This is a genomic window from Candidatus Sphingomonas colombiensis, from assembly GCA_029202845.1.
GTDB classification, from domain to species: Bacteria; Pseudomonadota; Alphaproteobacteria; order Sphingomonadales; family Sphingomonadaceae; genus Sphingomonas; species Sphingomonas colombiensis.
This window is the reverse complement of record CP119315.1, coordinates 2303672-2324066: the sequence shown is the minus strand read 5'-3', so window position 1 is coordinate 2324066 and position 20395 is coordinate 2303672. Positions and strand designations below refer to the sequence as shown.

Here is a 20395-nt window from a genome sequence, read left to right as displayed (position 1 = left end):
GGCAGCATAACATTATTTATGGTGAGAGGCGCAAGCGCGGCTCAGCTCTTCTTCGGTTTCTTCCCCGGCGGCGGCGCGCTCTTGACGAGTGAGGTGAGCTGGCACCGCTGATGGCCGACGATCAACGTCGCGAAGCGATCCAGCGTGTCCGTGCCCCGCGTCTCCACGCCGATATGTTCCGCGAACGGCAATTGCGTGCACGGGCCCATCAGCCGCGCATAATACCAGTCGAAGCCGTTCGCCCGCAGATAGACGGCCTGATCCCCGTCCGCGCGGAAATCATCGATCGTGCCGTGATTGACGAAGGGGACGCTGGCCTCCTTGGCATCCGGCGCGCCCGCGGCCTGTTTCGCCTGTGCGGCTGGAACCGAAGCAATCAGCGCGATCGCGGCGATTGTACCCGATTTGAACATGGCTTCGTCTCCATTCGACGCGCCATCAACGAACGAACATCAATGCGGCTCCGGACGCCGGGGGAGCCTGACGCTCCCCCGCCTGTTTTACTCACGCGCCGACGAGCAGATGCTCCTTCGCAATCTTCTCGCGCCACACCAGCGGAGCGAGCTGGTGGACGTTATTCCCTTCCGCATCCACCGCGACGGTGACGGGGAAATCCTGCACCTCGAATTCGTAGATCGCTTCCATGCCGAGATCCTCGAACCCGACAACCTTCGAGCCCTTGATCGCGCGCGCCACCAAATAGGCAGCGCCGCCCACCGCCATCAGATAGCCGCTCTTGTGATCCTTGATCGCCTCGGTCGCCGCCGGGCCGCGTTCAGCCTTGCCGACCATCGCGAGCAGGCCCTGCTCAAGCATCATGCGGGTGAACTGATCCATCCGCGTCGCGGTGGTGGGGCCTGCGGGGCCGACCACTTCCTCGCCGACCGGATCGACCGGCCCGACATAATAGATCACGCGGCCTTTGAACTCGACCGGGAGCTGCTCGCCCTTCGCCAGCATATCCTTGATCCGCTTGTGCGCGGCATCGCGGCCGGTGAGCATCTTGCCGTTGAGCAACAGGCGGTCGCCCTGCTTCCAGCTCTGCACCACCTCGGACGTCAGCGTATCGAGATCGACGCGGATCGCGGCCTTGTCCGGCGTCCAGTTGACGTCGGGCCATTCGTCGAGCTTCGGGGCCTCCAGATAGGCCGGGCCGGAGCCGTCGAGCGTGAAATGCGCGTGGCGAGTCGCGGCGCAATTCGGGATCATCGCCACCGGCTTGCCCGCCGCATGGCACGGTGCGTCCATGATCTTCACGTCGAGGATCGTCGCAAGGCCGCCCAGCCCCTGCGCGCCGATGCCCAGCGCGTTGACCTTGTCGAAAATCTCGATGCGCAGCGCCTCGATATCATTCTTCGGCCCGCGCTGTTTCAGCGTCGCCATGTCGATCTGTTCCATCAGCGACTTCTTGGCGAGCAGCACGCAATGCTCCGCCGTGCCGCCGATGCCGATGCCCAGCATCCCCGGCGGGCACCAGCCGGCGCCCATCTGCGGCAGCATCTCCAGCACCCAGTCGACGATCGAGTCCGACGGGTTCATCATCTTGAATTTGGATTTGTTCTCGCTGCCGCCGCCCTTGGCCGCGACATCGACATGCACCTTATCGCCCGCGACCATCTCGACATGGAGGACGCAGGGGGTGTTGTCCTTCGTATTGCGGCGCGTGAAGGCGGGATCGGCCAGCACGGAGGCGCGGAGCTTGTTCTCCGGGTGCAGGTAAGCGCGGCGCACCCCCTCATCCACCACTTCCTGCAAGCTGCGCGAGGTGTCGTCGAGGCGGCAATCCATGCCCCATTTCACGAACACATTGACGATGCCGGTATCCTGACAGATCGGGCGATGCCCCTCCGCGCACATCCGCGAATTGGTGAGGATCTGCGCGATCGCGTCCTTCGCCGCCGGCGATTGCTCCGCCTGATACGCATCGCCCAGCGCGCGGATGTAATCCATCGGGTGATAGTAACTGATGAACTGGAGCGCGTCGGCGACGCTTTCGATCAGATCGGCGGAGCGGATCGTCGTGGTCATTGGCTGATATCCTGTAATTACTGGCGGTCGATCACCGCGGCGGTCATGCGGGAGAGGCAGATGAGCTTGCCGGCATCATCCTCGATGCGGATCGTCCACACCTGTGTGGAACGGCCGAGCATCTCGGCCTTGGCGGTGGCGTGGACATGACCGGACATTGCCGGGCGCATGTGGTTGGCGTTGATCTCCAGCCCTACGGTCACCTTTTCGGGCGGGACCGCCATCGATCCGGCGACCGAGGCCACCGTCTCCGCCAACACCACCGAGGCGCCGCCATGGAGTCGCCCGAACGGCTGATGCGTGCGACTGTCCACCGGCATCCGCGCGCGCATCCAGTCGTCACCATAATCGGTGAACTCGATCCCGACGAGGCCGGGGAGCGCGTGCCCGCCAAGCGCGGTGAGCGCGGCAAGGTCGATCGGATGCGTCCAGATCGCGGCCATCAGTAGGACCTCCCGATCAGCACCCGCTCCACCGCCGGGGCACCGCTGAAGATGCACACCCCGGCAGCCGCGCCCTGATCCATCGGCGCGTTACGAATGGTGAGTTTGAGCGCTTTCAACCGCTCGACCACCTTGTCCAGCGCTTCGCCGGTCGGGCGCGACCATGCGACATCGGCCCAGCCCGGCTTGACGACGGATTCAGCGAACATCGCCTCCACCCCGGCCCAATCGTCGACGCGGGTGATGTTGCCGCGCAGCCGCGCGGTCGCATTGGCATGGAGCGCGGACTGGATATCCGCCAGCATCGCCGCTGCCTCGCCGATGAAGGCGTCACGCGGCGTCACGCGGCTGTCGAGCTTGCCATCCTCGCGGTACAGGCCATCGCGGCGCAAAACGGAGACGTTGCCGCCTGCCACATCGCGGCCGCCGACCTCGATCACGATCGGCGCGCCCTTCTTCACCCAGCCCCACCGCTTGGTCGCGGCCTTGGCCGATTTGAGATCGAGCAGCGCGCGCACCGGCTCGCCGAGCGCCGAAAGCTTGGCCAGCTCGCCTTGCAGATCGCGGCAATAATCGATGATCGCGGCGTCTTCCGGCTGATCGCGCAGCATCGGCACGATCACGATCTGCCACGGCGCGATCTTCGGCGGCACGCGCAGCCCGTCGTCATCGCCATGGACCATGATGACGCCACCGATCATCCGGGTGGAGACACCCCAGCTCGTCGTATTCGCATAATCCAGCCCGCCGTCCGCATTCTGGAAGCGGATGTTCTGCGCGTGCGCGAAATTGGTGCCGAGGAAGTGGCTGGTGCCCGCCTGGAGCGCCTTGCCGTCCTGCATCATCGCCTCGATCGAATAGGTCGCGACGGCGCCGGGGAAACGCTCGTTCTCGGGCTTCTCGCCCGCGACCACCGGCAGCGCGAGATCATCCTCGGCGAAGCTGCGATAGACTTCCAGCATCCGCTGCGTTTCCTCGCGCGCCTCTTCGGCGGTGGCGTGGGCGGTATGACCCTCCTGCCACAGGAACTCGGTCGTGCGCAGGAACATGCGGGTGCGCATTTCCCAGCGCACCACATTCGCCCATTGGTTGATCAGCACCGGCAGATCGCGCCACGATTGCACCCAGCGGGCAAAAGCGGTGCCGATCACCGTTTCCGATGTCGGGCGGACGACCAGCGGCTCCTCCAGCTTTGCCTCGGGATCGGGGATCAGGCCGCCCTTGCCGTCCGCGACGAGCCGGTGATGGGTGACGACCGCCATCTCTTTCGCGAAACCGTCGACATGCTCCGCTTCCTTCTCGAAATAGGAAAGCGGGATGAACAGCGGGAAATAGCAATTCTCATGGCCGGTCGCCTTGATCCGGTCATCGAGCAGGCGCTGGATACGCTCCCAGATGCCATAGCCCCACGGGCGGATCACCATGCAACCGCGCACGCCCGATTCCTCGGCCATGTCGGCCTCGGTGATGACGGTTTGATACCATTGCGCGAAATCGGCGTCGCGCGTGACGGAAAGGGCGTGCTTGATCATATCGCGCGCGCTTACCGCGCGACGCGCGGTTCGTCACCTGCGGACTTGTCGCGCGAGGTCGCGTGCCGCAATGACGGGCGCGATGGGGATCGGGGGACAGATAGCGCGCGATCGCGGCGCACCGGGTGTTAGCGGGCATCGCTCCCCCGTGCTCGCCGCGATCATGTTGCGACTCACGTCGGTCGCCTTGTTCGGGGTGATGAACGCCGCGATCAAACTCGCCGAGGTATGGGGGGCGACGCTGGGCGAGATCATGTTCTGGCGGCAATTCGGCGCAACCCTGCTCGTCGGCGCGATCGTCGTGAGCGGGCCTGGCCTCTCCTCGCTGCGTACGCAGCGGATGGGCGCGCACTTGCTGCGTTGTGCGCTGGGGCTCTGCGCAATGACGCTGACCTTCTCCACCGTGATGCTGCTGCCGCTGGCGGAGGCGACGACGATCGGCTTTTCGATGCCGATCTTCGCAACGGTGCTCGGCGCGATCGTCCTGCACGAGCCGACGGGATGGCGGCGCTGGCTGGCGGTGCTGACCGGGTTCGCCGGCGTATTGATCGTCACCCAGCCCGGCGGCGGGCATATCCCCCCGCTTGGCGTGATGACCGGGCTGGGCGCGGCTTTCCTAACCGCGACCGTATCGATTCTGCTGCGCACGATCGGGAAGACGGAAAGCGGGCTGACGACGGTGTTCTGGTTCTCCCTGCTGTCGCTCGCGCCGCTTGGCATCGCCTACTTTTTCGCCGCGCACTGGCAATCGCCGCGCGTCTGGGCGGCGCTGCTCGCGATCGGGCTGTTCGGCGGGCTCGGGCAGATCGCGATGACTCGTTCGCTGCATCTGGGCCGCGTCAGCGTCGTCGTGCCGATGGACTATACCGCATTGTTGTGGGCAACATTGTTCAGCGCATTGCTGTTCGGCACGCTGCCCACCGCCGCGACATGGGCCGGTGCGCCGATCATCATCGCATCGGGCCTTTATATCGTGTGGCGCGAGCATCGCCGCCATCGCGAGGAAACCCGCATCGCGATGACGCCCGGCTGACGGGTTGAAGCACGCGCGTCGTTCCGCCACGATAACGGCCATGCGCCATTCGCTCATTCCGGCAGCCCTGCTGCTCATCGCCGCCGCCCCCGCCCCCACGGCGACCGATCACCAGTTCGATCGCATCTGGCAGGACGAATGGACCTGGCGCGAGCACGAGGGGATCGCGGAAAGCGCGCCCGGCACGGTGCGGCCGCATATCGCGGACGATTCCGCGGCCACCCACGGCCGCCGCCTCGCGCACTGGCAAAGCGTGCTGGCGAAGCTCGATTCGGTCGATACCAAACGCCTCTCGCCGGACACGCTGACCGACTGGCAGGTCTATCGCGCGCAGATCGCGAGCCAGATCGACGACGAGACATTCCGCGAGTGGGAAAAGCCGGTCAACGGCGACAGCGCCTTCTGGTCGGACCTCACTTATGCCGCGCGCGGCGATTTCGCGAACGGCGAGCGCGATTATCGCGCGTATCTGTCATGGCTTGCCGATATCCCGCGCTATTTCGCGCAGGAGACGGACAATATGAAGGCCGGCCTCGCGCGCGGCTTCACCCCGCCGGCGATCGTGATGCAAGGCCGCGAGAAGGGCGTCGCCGACATCGCCGGCGCGACCGATATTACCAAAATCACTTATTACCATCCCTTCACCAAGCTCCCCGCGACGATGCCGCAGGCGACGCAGGACGCGTTGCGCGCCGCCGCCCGCAAAGTGATCGCGGAGCAGGTGATTCCGGCTCATCGCAAGCTGCTCGCCTTCCTGCGGGAAAGCTATTTCCCCGGCCTGACGAAGGAGCTGGGCGCGGATAAATATCCGAACGGCAAGGCTTATTATCAGAGCCGCATCCGCGTTTACACGACGACGAACATGGCGCCGGAGGAGATCCACCAACTCGGCCTGTCCGAAGTCGCGAAGATCCGCGCGGAGATGGAGCAGGTGAAGGCCGATGCCGGGTTCACGGGTGATCTTCCCGCGTTCCTGAAATTCCTTCGCACCGATCCGCAATTCCACCCGAGCACCGCCGATCAGTTGATGAAAGAGGCTGCGTGGCACGCCAAGCGTTTCGACGGGATGGCGGCGAAATGGTTCGGCCGGTTGCCGCGCCAGCGCTTCGCGATCATCGAGGTGCCGCCCGAGATCGCCCCTTATTACACCGCCGGTCGTGGCGGGCCGGGCGTGTATCTGGTCAACACCTACGATCTGCCGTCGCGATCGCTGATCCAGTTGCCCGCGCTGACGCTGCACGAAAGCGCGCCGGGCCACGCCTTTCAGATTCCGCTGGCGGCGGAGAATAAGGAACTGAAGCCGTTCCGCCGCAACAGCTATATCTCGGCCTATGGCGAAGGCTGGGCGCTCTATACCGAGCGGCTGGGCGACGAGATGGGCTTTTACCGGACGCCCTATGAACGGTTCGGGATGCTATCCTATCAGATGTGGCGCGCCGCGCGGCTGGTGGTGGATACCGGCATCCACACCAAAAGCTGGACGCGCGAACAGGCGCAGCAATTCCTCCACGACAATACCGCATTGTCCGATCACGAGATCATGACGGAGGTGGATCGCTACATCGGCTGGCCGGGGCAGGCGTTGTCCTATTATCTTGGCGAGCTGACGATCCAGAAGGCGCGCGCCAAGGCGGAAAAGGCACTGGGGCCGAAATTCGATATCCGCAACTTCCACGATACGGTGCTCTCGCTCGGATCGGTGCCGCTGCCGGTGCTGGAGGCGCGAGTCGATCGCTTCATCGCGGAGGGCGGCCCCTCCCCCTATCCGAAAGACTGAGCGCGGCGAGGTCCGCCGGCCGGTTGATATTGGCGATCGGCGGCGCATCGATCGGTGTCGCGCCGATCGACGCGCACCAGCGGCGCATCGATCGGTCAGGGTTGTCGTGGAGGTGGCGTTCGAGCGACGCCGCCAGCACGACGGGCCAGCGCCCGATGATAGGCGTATACGCCACAAAAGCGGCGCCGGGCGCGGTGGCCAATGCCGCCAGCGTCTCGGCCGGCACGAACGGCGTGTCGCACCCGATCGTCACGATCGCGTCATAGCCCAGCGCGGCGGCGTGATGCAGCGCGCCGCAGATGCCGCCAAGCGGCCCCAGCCCCGGCGCGGGTTGATCGTGAATGCCGGCGTCACCGCTTTCCACCACGTCTTCCACGAATGGCGCCAGCGTCGCCACCGCGTGTTCCGCCAACGCCACGCCGTCGAGCAGCGCCCGCGCCTTGTCGCTGCCGAAGCGCCGCGATTCGCCCCCGGCCAGCACCACGCCGAGCAGCTTCACGCACCCAGCTCCAGCATCGCGTCCGCCCGGGCGAGCGCGGTAAGCTTCAACCCGCAGGCGCGCGCGCGCTCAATCGCCAGACTGGTCGGCGCAGAAATAGTGACGAGGTGGGGGCATCCCGCCAGCGCGGCTTTCTCGACCAGTTCGTACGAGCAGCGCGAGGTGAGCAAGGCAAAGCCCCCCTCCCAGTCCGCGCCGTCGCGCAGCATCGCGCCGATCAATTTGTCGAACGCATTGTGTCGCCCGACATCCTCGCGCACCGCGATCACCTCCCCGTCCGCCGTGCAGCGCGCCGCGGCGTGGACCGCGCCGGTCTCGCGGTTGAGCGGCTGCTGCGCGGAAAGCGTCGCCAGCGCGCGAAAGATCGCTTCCGGGGCGGCGCAAGGCGCGGCGCGGACCATCGGCAAGGGGCGGATCGCCTGCGCGAGATTTTCGATCCCGCACAGCCCGCAGGACGATTCGGATATACGATGTCGCGCGCGCTCGATTACGGCTTCGCCGCATTCCGCCGCCAGCGTGACGCGCAGCAATTCGCCCTCGTCGCGCGCCACATGATCGATATCGCGGATTTGCGCGGCGCGCGTCACCAGCCGTTCGGTGAAGGCGAAGCCGGTCGCGAAATCGGCGAGATCAGCCGGCGTCGCCATCATCACGGCATAACCGATGCCATTGAATTCGATCGCGATCGGGCGCTCCACCGCCACGGCGCGCGCCACGCGTGCCGCATCGCCCGAGGCAGAAATGCGCTCTAAATCCACAAGGCTGCTGGTTCGCTCGGCCATGCGATCGTCTTAACCGCACAAGGCCGCGAACAGAAACATTGCGTCTCCCGCCATCGCTATCGACGGGGCCGCGCGAGCGACGCTATAGCCATCGGCGATGACCAAGCCCCTCGACGATGCTGCGCTCGACCAGCTCTTCCGCACCGCCCGCACCTATAACGGCTATACCGACGAACCCGTCACCGAAGCCGAATTACGCGCGATCTGGGATCTGATGAAGATGGGGCCGACCTCGGCCAACCAGCTTCCCGCCCGCCTCGTGTGGTGCGTGTCGGATGAGGCGAAGGCAAAGCTCGCCGCCGCATGCTCGGAGGGCAATCGCCCCAAGGTGTTGAAGGCCCCCGTCAGCGTCGTGATCGGCATGGACCTGAATTTCCACGAACATCTGCCGGAGCTGTTCCCGCACACCGATGCGAAGCCGTGGTTCGATGGCAACGAAGCGCTGCGCGAATCGAGCGCGTTCCGCAACTCCACCTTGCAGGGCGGCTATTTCATCATGGCCGTGCGCGCGCTCGGGCTCGATACCGGGCCGATGTCGGGCTTTGACGCGGCGGCGGTGGAAGCGGCCTTCTTTGCCGATCAGCCTGCTGTGCGCGCCAATTTTATCTCGACGCTCGGCCATGGCGATCCGGCGACGATCTTCGGCCGTTCGCCACGCCCCGCGTTCGAGAAGTTCAACCGCATCGCCTGACAGCCGGACGATCACATGCCTACGCTGGTAATCGATACGGCCACCGCCGCCTGCTCGGTCGCGCTGATCGAGGATGGGCGCGTGATCGATGCGCGTCACGAAGTCGTCGGGCGCGGCCATGCCGAGCGGCTGGTCGTGATGATCGCGGAACTGCTCGATGGCGGCCGTGCGGCACGCATTCTGGTCGATGTCGGGCCGGGCAGTTTCACCGGCATCCGCGTCGGCATCGCGGCGGCGCGCGGGCTGGCGCTCGGCTGGGGCGCTTCGGTCGCGGGCTATAGCTCAACCGCGCTACTCGCGGCGCAGGCGATCGCGGACGGCGTGAGCGCGCCGCTTGCGGTCGTGCTGGAAGGAGGGCACGGTGAGCTGTTCATGCAGAGCTTCGTCGCTCCCCTCGCCGCGCAAGGCCCGTTGCATTCGCTCCCACCCGCGGACGCGCTGGCGGCACTCGCCGGCCGCCCGGCGGTGGGCAGCGGGGTGCGCTGGCTCGCGCCGCTCGATGCCGGGCTGACGTTGCACGACGCACTGCCGCAAGCCGCGAACGCGGTGCTGCTGCCGGATGACATGGCCGCCCTTCCCGCCCGCCCGCTCTATGGCCGCGCGCCGGATGCCAAGCTCCCGACATGAGCGCGTCGCTGCGCATGGTGGAGCTGGTCTCGGGCGCCGCATCGGATATCGCGGCGATCGACACCGTAATGGCCGAAGCGTTCGATCCGCGTTTCGGCGAGGCGTGGACGCACAGCCAGTGTCTCGGCATCCTCAGCATGCCCGGTGTATGGCTGACGCTGGCGCGCGCCGATGGCGAGGTCGCCGGCTTCGCGCTGTCGCGGGCGATCCTCGATGAAGCGGAACTGCTGCTGATCGCCGTCCACCCGGCGTTTCGGCGGCGCGGGATCGGCGCCGCGCTGCTGCGCGGGGTGATCGCTGACGCACGGATGCGCAAGGTGACCCGGCTTCATCTGGAGGTGCGCGCCGGGAATGAGGCAGTCGCGCTCTATGCCGCGCACGGCTTCGCCAAGGTGGGCGAACGGCGCGATTATTATCGTGGGCGTACCGGGCAAAGCTTCGACGCGCACAGCTACGCCGTCACGTTGTGAAGCAGCGTGGCTGTTGCCCCGCACGCCATGTCCCGATAGCGCGGTCAGCCAGTATCGAGGGAGCCATGCATTGATCGTCATCCGGCCCGCCAAACCCGAAGACGCCGCCGCCGTCGCCGCGATCTACGCTCCCTATGTCCTGTCGGGCACCGTATCGTTCGAAACCGATGCGCCGGATGCGCGGGCAATGCGCACGCGGATGGCCGCATCGAACGGCCTCTACCCATGGTTAGTCGCCACTTCCGGCGCGGGTGATGATGCCGGCGTGGTGGCTTATGCCTATGCCACGCGTTTCCGCGATCGCCCGGCATATCGCTATGTCGTTGAAACCTCGATCTACGTTTCGGGATCGGTGCAGGGGCAAGGCGTCGGGCGGCTATTGTACGAGGCGTTGATCGATACGCTGCGCGCGCAGGGCTTCACTCAGGCGATCGGGGTGCTGTCACTCCCCAATGACGGATCGATCTCGCTCCATGAGGCGGTGGGATTCCGTCGCGCGGGGGTCTATCGCGAGATCGGCTATAAGCAGGGTCGCTGGGTCGATGTCGGCTTCTGGCAGTGTTCGCTGAACGATAGCGTCACCCCGCCGACCGAGCCACGCCCCTTCACCGAGACGGGCGTCGTCCGCGTCTGACCCTCGCGGTCAGCGCCGTCCTCGATAAGCCGGCAACGCCAGCCGGAAACGGATCGCGGCGGCGCGCAGGACGAATCCGGCGAGCGCGGCAAGGGTCGCCGCGAGCACTGCCGGCAAACCGAGCAGGGTCAGCGCAACATATAGCGCCGCTGCCAATGCGGCCGCTGTGACGTAAAGCTCCGGCCGCATGATGATCGAGGGCACACCGGCCACCACGTCGCGGATCACACCACCGGCACAGGCGGTCATCACCCCCATCAGCGCGGCCGGCAGCGGTGGCACCCCGAAGCGCATCGCCTTGGCCGCGCCGTAAACGGCATAGGCCGCCAGCCCCACCGCATCGAACCAGTCGAGCGCCGCGCCGCGCCACCATTTCTCCGGGGTCATCCAGATCAGCAACGCAACCGACAGGCATACGGCGGCGGCGCGACTGTCATGCACCCAGAACACCGGCGCGCCGATCAGCAGATCACGCACCGTCCCGCCGCCCACGCCCGTGATCAGCGCGAAAAAGGCGAGCGTGACCATCGTCTGCGCACGCCGCGCGGCGGCCAGCGCACCAGATGCGGCAAACACCGCGATCCCGGCGAGATCGAGCCATGGGGCAAAAACGGGCAGAAGTTCGGGCGGCATGCGAACTGGCTAACGCGGGTCGATCGAAATTTCCACGGGCGGGGCCGATCCGCGTTGAGAAGGAAGGGCATAGTCGGCGTTCGACCGGCATAGCGCGAACCCGGGCTTCGGCTTCAACCTGGCCGCGAATGCGGACACCCGCAGCGTTCTCACCCGGTTTCGGTGGCTTTGCGATAGCGCACGAGGCTCGGCCAGCTCCTCCTCAAAGCTGGATGCTGGCGATCCGATTCGATTGCGCGAATGTGCCTCGTGAGGACCGCGTCGCTATCGCGCAGGAGCCCGTGGGGCCTCCGAACACCGGAATTGAAACGCCGCCACCTGAGCGGCTCGTCCGGCGCCCCGCCCCGAAACGCATTCGGGGGACCGGTATTGCTACCGATCCCCCTGTCGCCGCACCTAGCGCGGTTTGCTGCCCCGAAGGACGCCGCGCCGGTTTTCGACGGCTTGCTCGACTCACCACTTGTCGCAGCGAGCTTCGCGGTTTCGGTGGTTGGGAACGAAACCGCGAGCCCGCAGGCCAGTGCTTCTGTTCGCCATGCCACCCGCGTCACGCCTTTCACCGTGAACGGTGCCGGTTTGCGCCGCGTTTCGGCCATTACGTGCCGTCTGCCCGCCTCAAGAGACGATCCGACCGGTCGCCATGACCCGGCTGTCCCGCACGCCGAAACGCGCGCTCTGCCGTTGGCCGCTTCATCCACGCCGACGCTCAACCCGACGTTCCCAAGAGAACGCAAAATCCCACGTCGCCGCTTCATTCGGCGGCCGGTATCCGGTGCGACCGTCAGGGACCGCACCGGATACCTTTGGGCTGCCGCGTGCCCGCTTCTCCCGGTTCGTCAGCTTTCGCCTCGAACCTGTGGATAACCGGATCGCCTGTCACCCTCCCCGATCAACCATCCTGCGGTTTGCTCGCGCCACCAGCATGATCATCGATTGGGTGCAAATTTCTGAATTTACTGAAGTTTTACCCCCAGTCCCCTCGTCCATCCGCAGTCACGATGCTGTCATCAATCGCGAGTCGCACCAAGCACGAATTGCTCTTCGGCGGGTGTGGATAACGTGGATATCGTGGATATCGCGCACCGATGAACGACTGGTTGCCGGAGGTTCAGGGGCCCTGTTTCATTACCCCCGCATTGTTTTTTCGTGACTAACCAGAAGACGGGAGTGAGATATGCGTAAACTGATGCTGGCGCTGGGCGCCACGGCGATGGTCGTGCCGACGCTGATCGCCACGACGCAGGAAGCAGAGGCGCGCGGGCGCCACGGCTATCGCGAATGGCGTGGACAGGACGGGCGCATGCGCTGCCGTCGCTCGGACGGGACGACCGGGCTGATCGTCGGTGGCGCGGCGGGCGCGCTGCTCGGCCGCGCGATCGATACGCGCGGCGACCGTACGCTCGGCACGCTGGGCGGCGCGGCGGTAGGCGCACTCGCGGGGCGGGCGATCGAGCGAGACTCGGGCAGCCGCCGCTGCCGCTGATTTATTTGAAACGGGCGCGGCACATTTTTGTGTCGCGCCTGTTATAAGCGCGACCACGCAGCAGGAGGAAAGCCATGCCAACCCACAGTGGATCCGCGCGTTACGAAGGCTTCGGCAAGGACGGAAAGGGGTTCGTCTCAACCCAGTCCGGCGCGCTTGCCGACAATCCCTATGGCTTCGCCACCCGGTTCGAGGATGAACCCGGCACCAATCCGGAAGAACTCATCGCCGCCGCGCACGCGAGTTGCTTCACCATGGCGCTGAGCTTCGCGCTCGCCCGTGCCGGCTATAATCGCGGGACGCTGGACACCGTTGCGAAAGTGACGCTGGACAAGGATGGCGACGGCTTCTCGATCACGAAATCCGCGCTTGAGCTGCGTGCGTCCGTGCCCGGAATCTCCTCCGACGATTTCACGCGGATCGCCAATGAGGCAAAGGCCGGATGCCCGGTATCGAAGCTGATGAAAGCGGAAATCACGCTCACGCACAGCCTCACCGAATAAGCGCGAAGCGGACAATCGACCGCCGCCAAGATGATTTCATCTGTTACCACCTTGGCAGCATGACGCAGCGCGCTATGTTGGCGGGATGGCCGATGTGAACCTTGAATCCCCGCCTCCCGGCGCCGCCGCCGATTGGACGGTGCCGCAGAACTGGGCGCATTATACCGCCGAAGAACATGCGACGTGGGACACGTTGTTCGCGCGGCAGGCGAAGCTGCTTCCCGGCCGCGCCTCCGACGCCTATCTGCGCGGGCTGGACGTGCTCAAACTTTCGCGGCCCGGCATTCCGGATTTCGAGGAATTGTCCGAACGACTGATGAAGCTCACCGGCTGGCAGGTCGTAGCCGTGCCCGGGCTGGTGCCCGATGCCGTGTTTTTCGATCATATGGCCAACCGACGTTTCGTCGCCGGCAATTTCATCCGCAGGCCGGACCAGCTCGATTATCTTCAGGAACCGGACGTGTTTCACGACGTGTTCGGCCATGTGCCGATGCTCGCGGACCCGGTGTTCGCGGATTATCTCGTCGCATACGGCAAGGGTGGCCAGCGCGCGTTGGGGCTGCATTCGCTGCAATATCTCGCGCGGCTTTATTGGTACACGGTCGAATTCGGCCTGATCGCGGAGCCGGAAGGGTTGCGCATCTATGGCGCCGGGATCGTCTCAAGCTATTCGGAAAGCCGGTTCGCGCTCGACGACCCCTCGCCCAACCGCATTGCCTTCGATCTCGCGCGGGTGATGCGCTCGGAATATCGCATCGACGATTTCCAGCAGAATTACTTCGTCATCCCGAGCTTCGACGATCTGCTACGCGTCACGGCCGAAACAGATTTCGCGCCGCTTTACGAAATGCTGAAGCAGCAGCCGGACATTCCGGTCGCGACCCTGATGCCGGAGGACGAGGTGCTGACGCGCGGCACCCAGGCCTATGCGCTCGCCAAGGCGGATCATTGACACCGATGTAAATAGCGCCACAATCGCACCATGGAGAGCGATGCGGCACTGATGGAACGGAGCCTCCTCGCCGCCGCGCCGCATGAACCGGCGATGCGCGCGGCGTTGTTCGAACGCTTCTTCGCCCGCTATCCCGCTCGTCGCGCGCTGTTCATGCATGTCGAGGCCACGTCGCTGCGCATGACGAGCGAAACATTGGGGTGGATGCTCGGGCTCGCACAAGGCGAAGGCTGGGTATGGGGCCAGGTCGCGGAGCTGGTTTATCAGCACCGCAACTATGGTCACCTCCCAGCCGACGAATATGCCGATTTCGTCGATATGGCGATCGATGCGCTGGGCGAGGCGGCGGGCCCGGAATGGAGCGACGCCACCGACGCGGCATGGGGGCGTAACGCGCAGGCGCTCAACACGCTGATCGCGCGCGCGATCAGCGAATGGACGACCTCCCCCCTTTCCTACCCCTGACGCTCAGCGGCCGTCGGTTTTCCACGCCTCGCGGTCGCCGGTGGTGGCGGTCGCGTGCGGCTCGGCCGGTGCGCGCAGCTGGAGAATCGTCCAGTCCCCGCGCACATCGCGCGCCGCCAGCGTGCAGCCCTGCGCGCGATACGCGTCGATCACTGCTTCGGCCTGATTGGTGAGCAGCCCCGCCAGCACGATTGTGGCATGCGGGCCCGCCACCGCCGTCACCTCCGGCGCCATCGCCACCAGCGGCCCAGCGAGGATATTGGCGATCAGCAGATCGTAAGGCGCACCCGCGTCGATCTCGGTCGCGCGCGCGCCGTCAGCCACGACCAGTTCGATCGCCGCGACATCATTGGCGACCATATTCTCGGCGGTCACCTCGATCGCGATCGGATCGATATCCGTCGCCATCACGCGCGCTTCGGGCCAGAGATGCCGTGCCGCGAAGGCTAGCAGGCCGGTCCCGGTGCCGAAATCGATGACATTGGCGAAACGCTCCCCCGCCAGCGCGTCGATCATCGCGAGGCAACCGGCGGTCGTATGATGATGCCCGGTGCCGAATGCCTGCCCGGCGTCGATCAGGAAAGCGCGCTCGTCAGGCGCGATAGTCACCGGATGCGCCGAAGTGTGAACCACGAATCGCCCCTCGCGGATCGGCTCCAGCCCGGCCTGGCTCATCGCCACCCAATCCTGCGCGGTCAGCGCCTCGATCTGGGGAGCGATACCGGCGGCACTAGGCACCAGCGCGCGCAACGCGGTCAGCGTCGCTTCGTTCGGTTCAGCCTCCAGATAGGCGTCGAGCCGCCACCGCTCGACGTCATCCTCCACCTCTTCGGTGGTCATCAGCACGGCATCGATCGCGAGGTCGCCCGCCGCATCGATCGCCTCCGCCTCCGCCCGCGTGCAGGGCAAGGTCACTTTCCAACTGTCAGCGGACATAGCTCGCTCCATTCACATCCAGCACCGCACCGGTCATCGACGCGGGTGCGTCGAGCGCCAGCCAGCGCGCCATTTCCGCCACTTCCTCCGGCATCGTCACCCGGCCGAGCGGGATATCGGCAAGCAAGGCGTCCCCGCCCCGGCTCGCGAGATAATCGTCGGCCATCCCGGTCATCGTGAAGCCGGGGCAGATCGCAAAGGCAAGGATGCCGTCGTGGGCATAGCCCCGCGCGATCGTCTTGGTCATCGCGACCATGCCGGCCTTGGCGGCCGCATAATGCCAGTGCGCCGGGCTGTCGCCACGATATGCTGCGCGGCTGGCGATATTGACGATTCGGCCGCCCTGCCCGCGCTCCTGCCAATGGCGCACCGCCATGCGCGAGAGTTCGGCGGCGGCGGTGAGATTGATGCGCATCGTGCGCTCCCACGCCGCGCTCCATGCCGCATCGTCCTGCTCGATCGGGTTCGCCTCGAACACACCGGCATTGTTGATCAGCACGTCGATCGCGCCGAGTTCGGCAATCGCCGCATCCCACAATTTCGCCGGCGCGGCGGGATCGGAGAAGTCGGCGGCGACCCCGCTCGCGGTGCCGTGCCCGACGATCCGCACGCCGGGACGATCGAGCGCCGCGAGAGTCGCGGCACCGATCCCACGCGATGTGCCGGTGGCAAGAATATGTATCATGCGCCGCCCATAGCGGCGGCTAACGGATCAGGCCACGGCCGAGGTCAGGTCACCGATCAGACGGCGACCTTGCGCGCGAAATCGCCGGCGCTCGCCTTCAGCACCGCGAGCCGGCTGGAAAGCGAATCGAAGCCGGCGCCGAATGCGTCGATCTCCCCCGCCACCGCCTCGGTATCCTCGCGGATCGCGGCGATGGTGTTCGACATCGAATCCGCCGCCAGCGCGGTTTCGTCGACCGCCGCGGTGATCGCGGTCACGGTTTGCGCCTGCGCTTCCATTGCGTTGCGGATGCGGGTGGCCGAATCCTCGACCTCCGCGACCGTCGCCTTGATGCTGGCGTTGGTTTCGACCGTGCTGCGGGTGGCGGACTGGATCGCGGCGATCTTGGCGGCGATGTCATCGGTGGCGCGCGCGGTCTGGTTCGCCAGGCTCTTCACCTCCTGCGCCACCACCGCGAAACCACGGCCGGCGTCACCGGCGCGCGCCGCCTCGATCGTAGCGTTGAGCGCAAGCAAATTGGTCTGCCCCGCAATGTCGCGAATCAAGCCCAGGATCGATTCGATCGATTGCGCGTGATCCGACAGCATTTGCGACACGCCGACGGCGGCGCCCGCCTGCGCGCTGGCGCGGTTGGCGATCTCTGCGGCCACCTCCACCTCGGTGCGCGCGTCCTCGATCGCGCGGATCAACCCGGCGGCAGTCATCGCCGCCTCGCGCATGGCCACGGCCGACTGCTCGGCGGCGGCGGCCACCTCGCTCGCCTTGCCGAGCACGCCGCGCGTCGACGATGACGCGCCAGATGCGAGCAATCGCAGAGCCCCGCCTTCCGACGTCGCGCTTTCCACCGTCGCGGCGATTCCATCGTGGAACTCGCTCGCCAGCCGATCGCGCGCCACCTTTTCGGCATGTTCGAGATAGGATGAATAGACCGCGACCGTGATTTCGCCTTCGAGCGCGGAGAGCCGCATCAGCGTGTCGACCATCGCGGCGAGTCGCGGATCGCTGCGCTCCAGCCGCCGCATCAGCACATCGAGCGCGGCGCGATCGCTGGCGCTGATCATCGACAGCAACGCGGTTTTCGATACGTCTCCGGCATAGGCCGCCGCGACCGAACGTTCGATCGATTCGATCCACGGGCTGCCCGCCGTGTCGAGGAATCGGTTGCGCAGAAAGGTGCAGCCGAGATCGATCATCTTCTCCGTCTCGTCGGGCGCCCATGCCCGCTGATCGGCGAAACAGCGCAGCCACTGCTCCCAATAAGCGGCGGAAACCAGCCGAATCTCCGGCTCGATCACCGCCCACACCTCACGGCTCGCGCCAAGCAGAGTGCCGTCGAGATCGAACACCTTGAGACGACCAGCGATATCGATCGTGGAGGCGATCGATCCGGCTTCGGGCAGGTCCGTAGGCAAGGGCAGGCTCCATTCCTGAGAGATAGCCAGAAAGGTTAAGGACCATTGGTTAATCACCGGTTAGGACGGGCTCGTAACGATTTGAGCAACGGTGCGCGCTTGCATCCCCGCGCGCGCCGCCTCATAGACCCGCCCGAACCGTCGGCTCATCGCAGGAAACACGCCCTTGGCCTCGAAACCCGCGCGTCCGCGCAGCCCGCATCTCTTCAGCGGCCCACTCCAGATTCATTATCGCTGGAGCCCGGCCATGCTGGCCTCGATCCTCCACCGCGTCACCGGCGACGGCATGGCGACGGTTGGCGCCGCATTGCTCGTCTGGTGGCTTGCCGCGATCGCGGCCGGCGGACAGGCTTATGCAACGTTCATCAGCGTCTTCGCGCAGCCCGACGGGCATCTGAATCCGCTCGGCTGGGTGGTCGGCGTCGGCCTGACCTTCTCGCTGTTCCAGCATATGATGAGCGGTATCCGCCATCTCGTGCTCGACACCGGCGCAGCTTTCGAGCTGAAGACGAATCGCCTGCTCGCGATCCTCACCTTCGTCTGCTCGACGCTGCTGACGATCGGCTTCTGGCTCTATCTGGGGGTGAAGTGATGGGAACCGGAACCGAACTTGGCCGCGTTCGCGGGCTGGGAAGCGCCCATCACGGCGTGCTGCACTGGTGGCATCAGAAGATCACTGCCGGCACGAACATCCTGTTCATGGCATGGCTGCTGATCTCGCTCGCCCGCCTGCCGGGCTATGATTACGCCAGCGTCCATACCTGGATGTCATCCGCATGGGTCGCCGTGCCGATGCTGCTGCTAATCGCATCTGTCTTCTACCACTTCCGCCTGGGACTCCAGGTGGTGATCGAGGATTATGCACACGGGCACAACCGCGTCGCGCTGATGATCCTTCTCAACCTGTTCGTCGCGGTCACTGCCGGGATCGCGATCTTCTCGATCCTCAAGATCGCCTTCGGAGCTGCCGCCTGATGCCCGCCGCATATCAGATCATCGACCATAGCTATGACGCGGTCGTCGTGGGCGCCGGCGGGTCCGGCCTCCGTGCCACCATGGGCATCGCGGAAAGCGGGCTGAAGACGGCCTGCATCACCAAGGTGTTCCCCACCCGCAGCCACACGGTCGCGGCACAGGGCGGCATCGCGGCCAGCCTCGGCAACAATTCGCCGGACCATTGGTCCTGGCACATGTTCGATACCGTCAAGGGTTCCGACTGGCTCGGCGACCAGGACGCGATCGAATATATGGTGCGCGAAGCGCCCGCCGCCGTTTACGAGCTGGAACACGCGGGCGTGCCGTTCAGCCGCAACGACAACGGCACGATCTACCAGCGTCCGTTCGGCGGCCACATGCAGAACATGGGCGAAGGCCCACCGGTGCAGCGCACCTGCGCCGCCGCCGACCGCACCGGCCACGCCATGCTCCACGCGCTCTATCAGCAGAGCCTGAAGTATGATGCGGATTTCTACGTCGAATATTTCGCGCTCGATCTGATCATGGAAAACGGCGCGTGCCGTGGCGTGATCGCGATGTGCATGGAAACCGGCGCGATCCACCGTTTCCGCAGCCACGCCGTCGTGCTGGCAACGGGCGGCGGCGGCCGCGTCTATCAGTCGGCCACCTCGGCGCATACCTGCACCGGCGACGGCAACGGCATGGCGCTGCGCGCCGGGCTGGCGTTGCAGGACATGGAGTTCGTGCAGTTCCACCCGACCGGCATCTACGGCGCGGGGGTGCTCATCACCGAGGGCGCACGCGGTGAAGGCGGCTATCTCACCAACTCCGAGGGCGAGCGCTTCATGGAGCGTTACGCGCCATCCGCCAAGGATCTCGCGAGCCGCGACGTGGTCGCGCGTTCGATGGCGATGGAGATGCGCGAAGGACGCGGCGTCGGCCCGCACGGCGAATATATCTACCTCCACCTCGATCATATTGATCCCAAGGTGCTGCACGAGCGGCTCCCCGGCATCACCGAGACGGGCAAGATCTTCGCCGGCGTCGATCTCACGCGCCAGCCGCTGCCGGTGACGCCGACCGTCCATTACAACATGGGCGGCATCCCCACGAACTATCACGGCGAAGTCGTCCAGCTGAAGGATGGCAACCCCGATGCCGTGGTCCCCGGCCTGTTCGCGGTTGGCGAAGCGGCGTGCGTTTCCGTCCATGGCGCGAACCGCCTCGGCTCGAACTCGCTGATCGATCTGGTGGTATTCGGCCGCGCGACCGGGCTGCGGCTCAAGGATACGCTGAAGCCGAACACGCCGCACAATCCGCTGCCGGGTGGCTCTGAGGAGCAGGCGCTGGCGCGGCTCGATCATTTCCGCAACGCCAGCGGCGGCTCGTCCACCGCGAAGATCCGCACGGAGATGCAGCGCACGATGCAGCGCCACTGCGCGGTGTTCCGCGATTCCGCGCTCCTCGCGGAAGGCGTCCAGAAGATCGACGCGGTCTATAAGAGCATGGCGGATATCGGCATCACCGATCGCTCGCTGATCTGGAACACCGATCTGATCGAGACGATGGAACTCGACAATCTGATCGGCCAGGCCGTCGTGACGATGAAGGGCGCGGACAATCGCAAGGAAAGCCGCGGCGCGCACATGCACGAGGATTTCCCGGATCGCGACGACGCAAACTGGATGAAGCACACCACCGCGACATTTGACGGCTGGGGCGGCAAGGGCGGCACGACCAAGATCGATTACCGTCCGGTCCACGATTACACGCTCACCGACGACGCGGAATATATCAAGCCGAAGAAGCGCGTTTACTGACGCGCCTTCGGGGCATTCCGGATCAAACAAAAA

23 protein-coding genes are annotated in these 20395 nt (G+C 65.7%); 13 read left to right on the top strand and 10 right to left on the bottom strand.

Annotated elements, in window-relative coordinates; translation table 11 throughout:
* Positions 1–41: 41 nt before the first annotated feature.
* The 4 genes from P0Y64_11240 to proS form a co-directional block, all read right to left on the bottom strand.
* Entirely contained in the window at positions 42–413 is a 372-nt protein-coding gene (locus P0Y64_11240) for a DUF6491 family protein (GenBank protein ID WEK41969.1), read from the bottom strand.
* Positions 414–504: 91 nt separating this feature from the next.
* Positions 505–2028 (bottom strand): fumarate hydratase, encoded by a 1524-nt coding sequence (locus P0Y64_11235; GenBank protein ID WEK41968.1) that lies wholly within the window; start codon positions 2026–2028, stop codon positions 505–507.
* A 17-nt stretch (positions 2029–2045) separates the two neighbouring features.
* Complete coding sequence (locus P0Y64_11230; protein ID WEK41967.1) at positions 2046–2471, bottom strand: hotdog fold thioesterase; 426 nt, start codon at positions 2469–2471, stop codon at positions 2046–2048.
* Positions 2471–4003: a proline--tRNA ligase gene (gene proS, locus P0Y64_11225; protein ID WEK41966.1), complete on the bottom strand. Its 1533-nt coding sequence runs from the start codon at positions 4001–4003 to the stop codon at positions 2471–2473. The genes P0Y64_11230 and proS overlap by 1 nt, the downstream gene beginning before the upstream one ends.
* Positions 4004–4073: 70 nt before the next feature.
* Between proS and P0Y64_11220 the strand changes: the two genes are divergently transcribed.
* Both P0Y64_11220 and P0Y64_11215 read left to right on the top strand, forming a co-directional pair.
* Complete coding sequence (locus P0Y64_11220) at positions 4074–5036, top strand: DMT family transporter (protein WEK41965.1); 963 nt, start codon at positions 4074–4076, stop codon at positions 5034–5036.
* A 40-nt stretch (positions 5037–5076) separates the two neighbouring features.
* On the top strand, positions 5077–6813 hold the full coding sequence (locus tag P0Y64_11215; GenBank protein WEK41964.1) for a DUF885 family protein: 1737 nt from the start codon (positions 5077–5079) through the stop codon (positions 6811–6813).
* On the opposite strand, the gene P0Y64_11210 is transcribed toward P0Y64_11215, so the two are convergent.
* Both P0Y64_11210 and fdhD read right to left on the bottom strand, forming a co-directional pair.
* Positions 6773–7312 carry a molybdenum cofactor guanylyltransferase gene (locus P0Y64_11210; protein WEK41963.1) on the bottom strand — a complete coding sequence of 180 codons (540 nt, stop codon included), beginning with the start codon at positions 7310–7312 and terminating at the stop codon, positions 6773–6775. The two genes, P0Y64_11215 and P0Y64_11210, sit on opposite strands and share 41 nt — an antisense overlap.
* Positions 7309–8094, bottom strand: a complete 786-nt coding sequence (fdhD, locus tag P0Y64_11205; protein ID WEK41962.1) for a formate dehydrogenase accessory sulfurtransferase FdhD — start codon at positions 8092–8094, stop codon at positions 7309–7311. Before fdhD ends, P0Y64_11210 begins: the two co-directional genes overlap by 4 nt.
* Before the next feature lie 97 nt (positions 8095–8191).
* Here fdhD and P0Y64_11200 point away from each other — a divergent pair, with 97 nt between their 5' ends.
* The 4 genes from P0Y64_11200 to P0Y64_11185 all read left to right on the top strand — a co-directional run bounded on the left by P0Y64_11200 (position 8192) and on the right by P0Y64_11185 (position 10516).
* Positions 8192–8785: a malonic semialdehyde reductase gene (locus tag P0Y64_11200; protein WEK41961.1), complete on the top strand. Its 594-nt coding sequence runs from the start codon at positions 8192–8194 to the stop codon at positions 8783–8785.
* A gap of 15 nt (positions 8786–8800) precedes the next feature.
* Positions 8801–9412: a tRNA (adenosine(37)-N6)-threonylcarbamoyltransferase complex dimerization subunit type 1 TsaB gene (gene tsaB, locus P0Y64_11195; GenBank protein WEK41960.1), complete on the top strand. Its 612-nt coding sequence runs from the start codon at positions 8801–8803 to the stop codon at positions 9410–9412.
* The gene (rimI, locus tag P0Y64_11190) at positions 9409–9882 is read left to right on the top strand and encodes a ribosomal protein S18-alanine N-acetyltransferase (protein ID WEK41959.1); all 474 of its coding nucleotides are present in this window, start codon (positions 9409–9411) and stop codon (positions 9880–9882) included. The genes tsaB and rimI overlap by 4 nt, the downstream gene beginning before the upstream one ends.
* A gap of 70 nt (positions 9883–9952) precedes the next feature.
* On the top strand, positions 9953–10516 hold the full coding sequence (locus P0Y64_11185) for a GNAT family N-acetyltransferase (protein ID WEK41958.1): 564 nt from the start codon (positions 9953–9955) through the stop codon (positions 10514–10516).
* Positions 10517–10525: 9 nt separating this feature from the next.
* Here the strand turns inward: P0Y64_11185 and P0Y64_11180 are convergent, their stop codons facing one another.
* Positions 10526–11149 (bottom strand): TRIC cation channel family protein, encoded by a 624-nt coding sequence (locus tag P0Y64_11180; GenBank protein WEK41957.1) that lies wholly within the window; start codon positions 11147–11149, stop codon positions 10526–10528.
* Between the two features lie 1174 nt (positions 11150–12323).
* Between P0Y64_11180 and P0Y64_11175 the strand changes: the two genes are divergently transcribed.
* The 4 genes from P0Y64_11175 to P0Y64_11160 all read left to right on the top strand — a co-directional run bounded on the left by P0Y64_11175 (position 12324) and on the right by P0Y64_11160 (position 14552).
* On the top strand, positions 12324–12632 hold the full coding sequence (locus tag P0Y64_11175; GenBank protein ID WEK41956.1) for a glycine zipper 2TM domain-containing protein: 309 nt from the start codon (positions 12324–12326) through the stop codon (positions 12630–12632).
* 74 nt (positions 12633–12706) lie between these two features.
* The gene (locus P0Y64_11170) at positions 12707–13135 is read left to right on the top strand and encodes an OsmC family protein (GenBank protein WEK41955.1); all 429 of its coding nucleotides are present in this window, start codon (positions 12707–12709) and stop codon (positions 13133–13135) included.
* A gap of 85 nt (positions 13136–13220) precedes the next feature.
* Positions 13221–14087 carry a phenylalanine 4-monooxygenase gene (gene phhA, locus P0Y64_11165; GenBank protein ID WEK41954.1) on the top strand — a complete coding sequence of 289 codons (867 nt, stop codon included), beginning with the start codon at positions 13221–13223 and terminating at the stop codon, positions 14085–14087.
* A 51-nt stretch (positions 14088–14138) separates the two neighbouring features.
* Positions 14139–14552: a globin gene (locus tag P0Y64_11160; protein ID WEK41953.1), complete on the top strand. Its 414-nt coding sequence runs from the start codon at positions 14139–14141 to the stop codon at positions 14550–14552.
* Between the two features lie 3 nt (positions 14553–14555).
* On the opposite strand, the gene P0Y64_11155 is transcribed toward P0Y64_11160, so the two are convergent.
* The 3 genes from P0Y64_11155 to P0Y64_11145 are packed head-to-tail and all read right to left on the bottom strand — an operon-like array spanning position 14556 to position 17585.
* Positions 14556–15488: a 50S ribosomal protein L11 methyltransferase gene (locus P0Y64_11155; protein WEK41952.1), complete on the bottom strand. Its 933-nt coding sequence runs from the start codon at positions 15486–15488 to the stop codon at positions 14556–14558.
* Positions 15478–16173 carry an SDR family NAD(P)-dependent oxidoreductase gene (locus P0Y64_11150; protein WEK41951.1) on the bottom strand — a complete coding sequence of 232 codons (696 nt, stop codon included), beginning with the start codon at positions 16171–16173 and terminating at the stop codon, positions 15478–15480. Before P0Y64_11150 ends, P0Y64_11155 begins: the two co-directional genes overlap by 11 nt.
* Before the next feature lie 56 nt (positions 16174–16229).
* On the bottom strand, positions 16230–17585 hold the full coding sequence (locus tag P0Y64_11145; GenBank protein ID WEK41950.1) for a methyl-accepting chemotaxis protein: 1356 nt from the start codon (positions 17583–17585) through the stop codon (positions 16230–16232).
* Positions 17586–17808: 223 nt separating this feature from the next.
* On the opposite strand from P0Y64_11145, the gene sdhC reads away from it, so the two are divergent.
* Genes sdhC through sdhA form a run of 3 tightly spaced genes read left to right on the top strand, consistent with a single transcriptional unit; the run spans position 17809 to position 20362 of the window.
* A complete protein-coding gene (sdhC, locus tag P0Y64_11140; GenBank protein ID WEK45040.1) occupies positions 17809–18177 on the top strand; it encodes a succinate dehydrogenase, cytochrome b556 subunit in 369 nt (122 codons plus the stop codon).
* Complete coding sequence (gene sdhD / locus P0Y64_11135; protein WEK41949.1) at positions 18177–18560, top strand: succinate dehydrogenase, hydrophobic membrane anchor protein; 384 nt, start codon at positions 18177–18179, stop codon at positions 18558–18560. Before sdhC ends, sdhD begins: the two co-directional genes overlap by 1 nt.
* Complete coding sequence (sdhA, locus tag P0Y64_11130) at positions 18560–20362, top strand: succinate dehydrogenase flavoprotein subunit (GenBank protein WEK41948.1); 1803 nt, start codon at positions 18560–18562, stop codon at positions 20360–20362. Before sdhD ends, sdhA begins: the two co-directional genes overlap by 1 nt.
* Positions 20363–20395 lie beyond the last annotated feature (33 nt).

Excerpts from the sequence above, each read along its gene's own strand:
- proS (WEK41966.1), bottom strand. The coding sequence starts at position 4,003 with ATGATCAAGCACGCCCTTTCCGTCACGCGCGACGCCGATTTCGCGCAA.
- P0Y64_11180 (WEK41957.1), bottom strand. The coding sequence starts at position 11,149 with ATGCCGCCCGAACTTCTGCCCGTTTTTGCCCCATGGCTCGATCTCGCC.
- tsaB (WEK41960.1), top strand. The coding sequence starts at position 8,801 with ATGCCTACGCTGGTAATCGATACGGCCACCGCCGCCTGCTCGGTCGCG.
- rimI (WEK41959.1), top strand. The coding sequence starts at position 9,409 with ATGAGCGCGTCGCTGCGCATGGTGGAGCTGGTCTCGGGCGCCGCATCG.
- P0Y64_11175 (WEK41956.1), top strand. The coding sequence starts at position 12,324 with ATGCGTAAACTGATGCTGGCGCTGGGCGCCACGGCGATGGTCGTGCCG.
- P0Y64_11160 (WEK41953.1), top strand. The coding sequence starts at position 14,139 with ATGGAACGGAGCCTCCTCGCCGCCGCGCCGCATGAACCGGCGATGCGC.
- P0Y64_11235 (WEK41968.1), bottom strand. The coding sequence starts at position 2,028 with ATGACCACGACGATCCGCTCCGCCGATCTGATCGAAAGCGTCGCCGAC.
- P0Y64_11170 (WEK41955.1), top strand. The coding sequence starts at position 12,707 with ATGCCAACCCACAGTGGATCCGCGCGTTACGAAGGCTTCGGCAAGGAC.
- fdhD (WEK41962.1), bottom strand. The coding sequence starts at position 8,094 with ATGGCCGAGCGAACCAGCAGCCTTGTGGATTTAGAGCGCATTTCTGCC.
- P0Y64_11155 (WEK41952.1), bottom strand. The coding sequence starts at position 15,488 with ATGTCCGCTGACAGTTGGAAAGTGACCTTGCCCTGCACGCGGGCGGAG.
- sdhA (WEK41948.1), top strand. The coding sequence starts at position 18,560 with ATGCCCGCCGCATATCAGATCATCGACCATAGCTATGACGCGGTCGTC.
- P0Y64_11150 (WEK41951.1), bottom strand. The coding sequence starts at position 16,173 with ATGATACATATTCTTGCCACCGGCACATCGCGTGGGATCGGTGCCGCG.
- P0Y64_11215 (WEK41964.1), top strand. The coding sequence starts at position 5,077 with ATGCGCCATTCGCTCATTCCGGCAGCCCTGCTGCTCATCGCCGCCGCC.
- sdhD (WEK41949.1), top strand. The coding sequence starts at position 18,177 with ATGGGAACCGGAACCGAACTTGGCCGCGTTCGCGGGCTGGGAAGCGCC.
- P0Y64_11240 (WEK41969.1), bottom strand. The coding sequence starts at position 413 with ATGTTCAAATCGGGTACAATCGCCGCGATCGCGCTGATTGCTTCGGTT.
- P0Y64_11230 (WEK41967.1), bottom strand. The coding sequence starts at position 2,471 with ATGGCCGCGATCTGGACGCATCCGATCGACCTTGCCGCGCTCACCGCG.
- P0Y64_11220 (WEK41965.1), top strand. The coding sequence starts at position 4,074 with ATGACGGGCGCGATGGGGATCGGGGGACAGATAGCGCGCGATCGCGGC.
- phhA (WEK41954.1), top strand. The coding sequence starts at position 13,221 with ATGGCCGATGTGAACCTTGAATCCCCGCCTCCCGGCGCCGCCGCCGAT.
- P0Y64_11200 (WEK41961.1), top strand. The coding sequence starts at position 8,192 with ATGACCAAGCCCCTCGACGATGCTGCGCTCGACCAGCTCTTCCGCACC.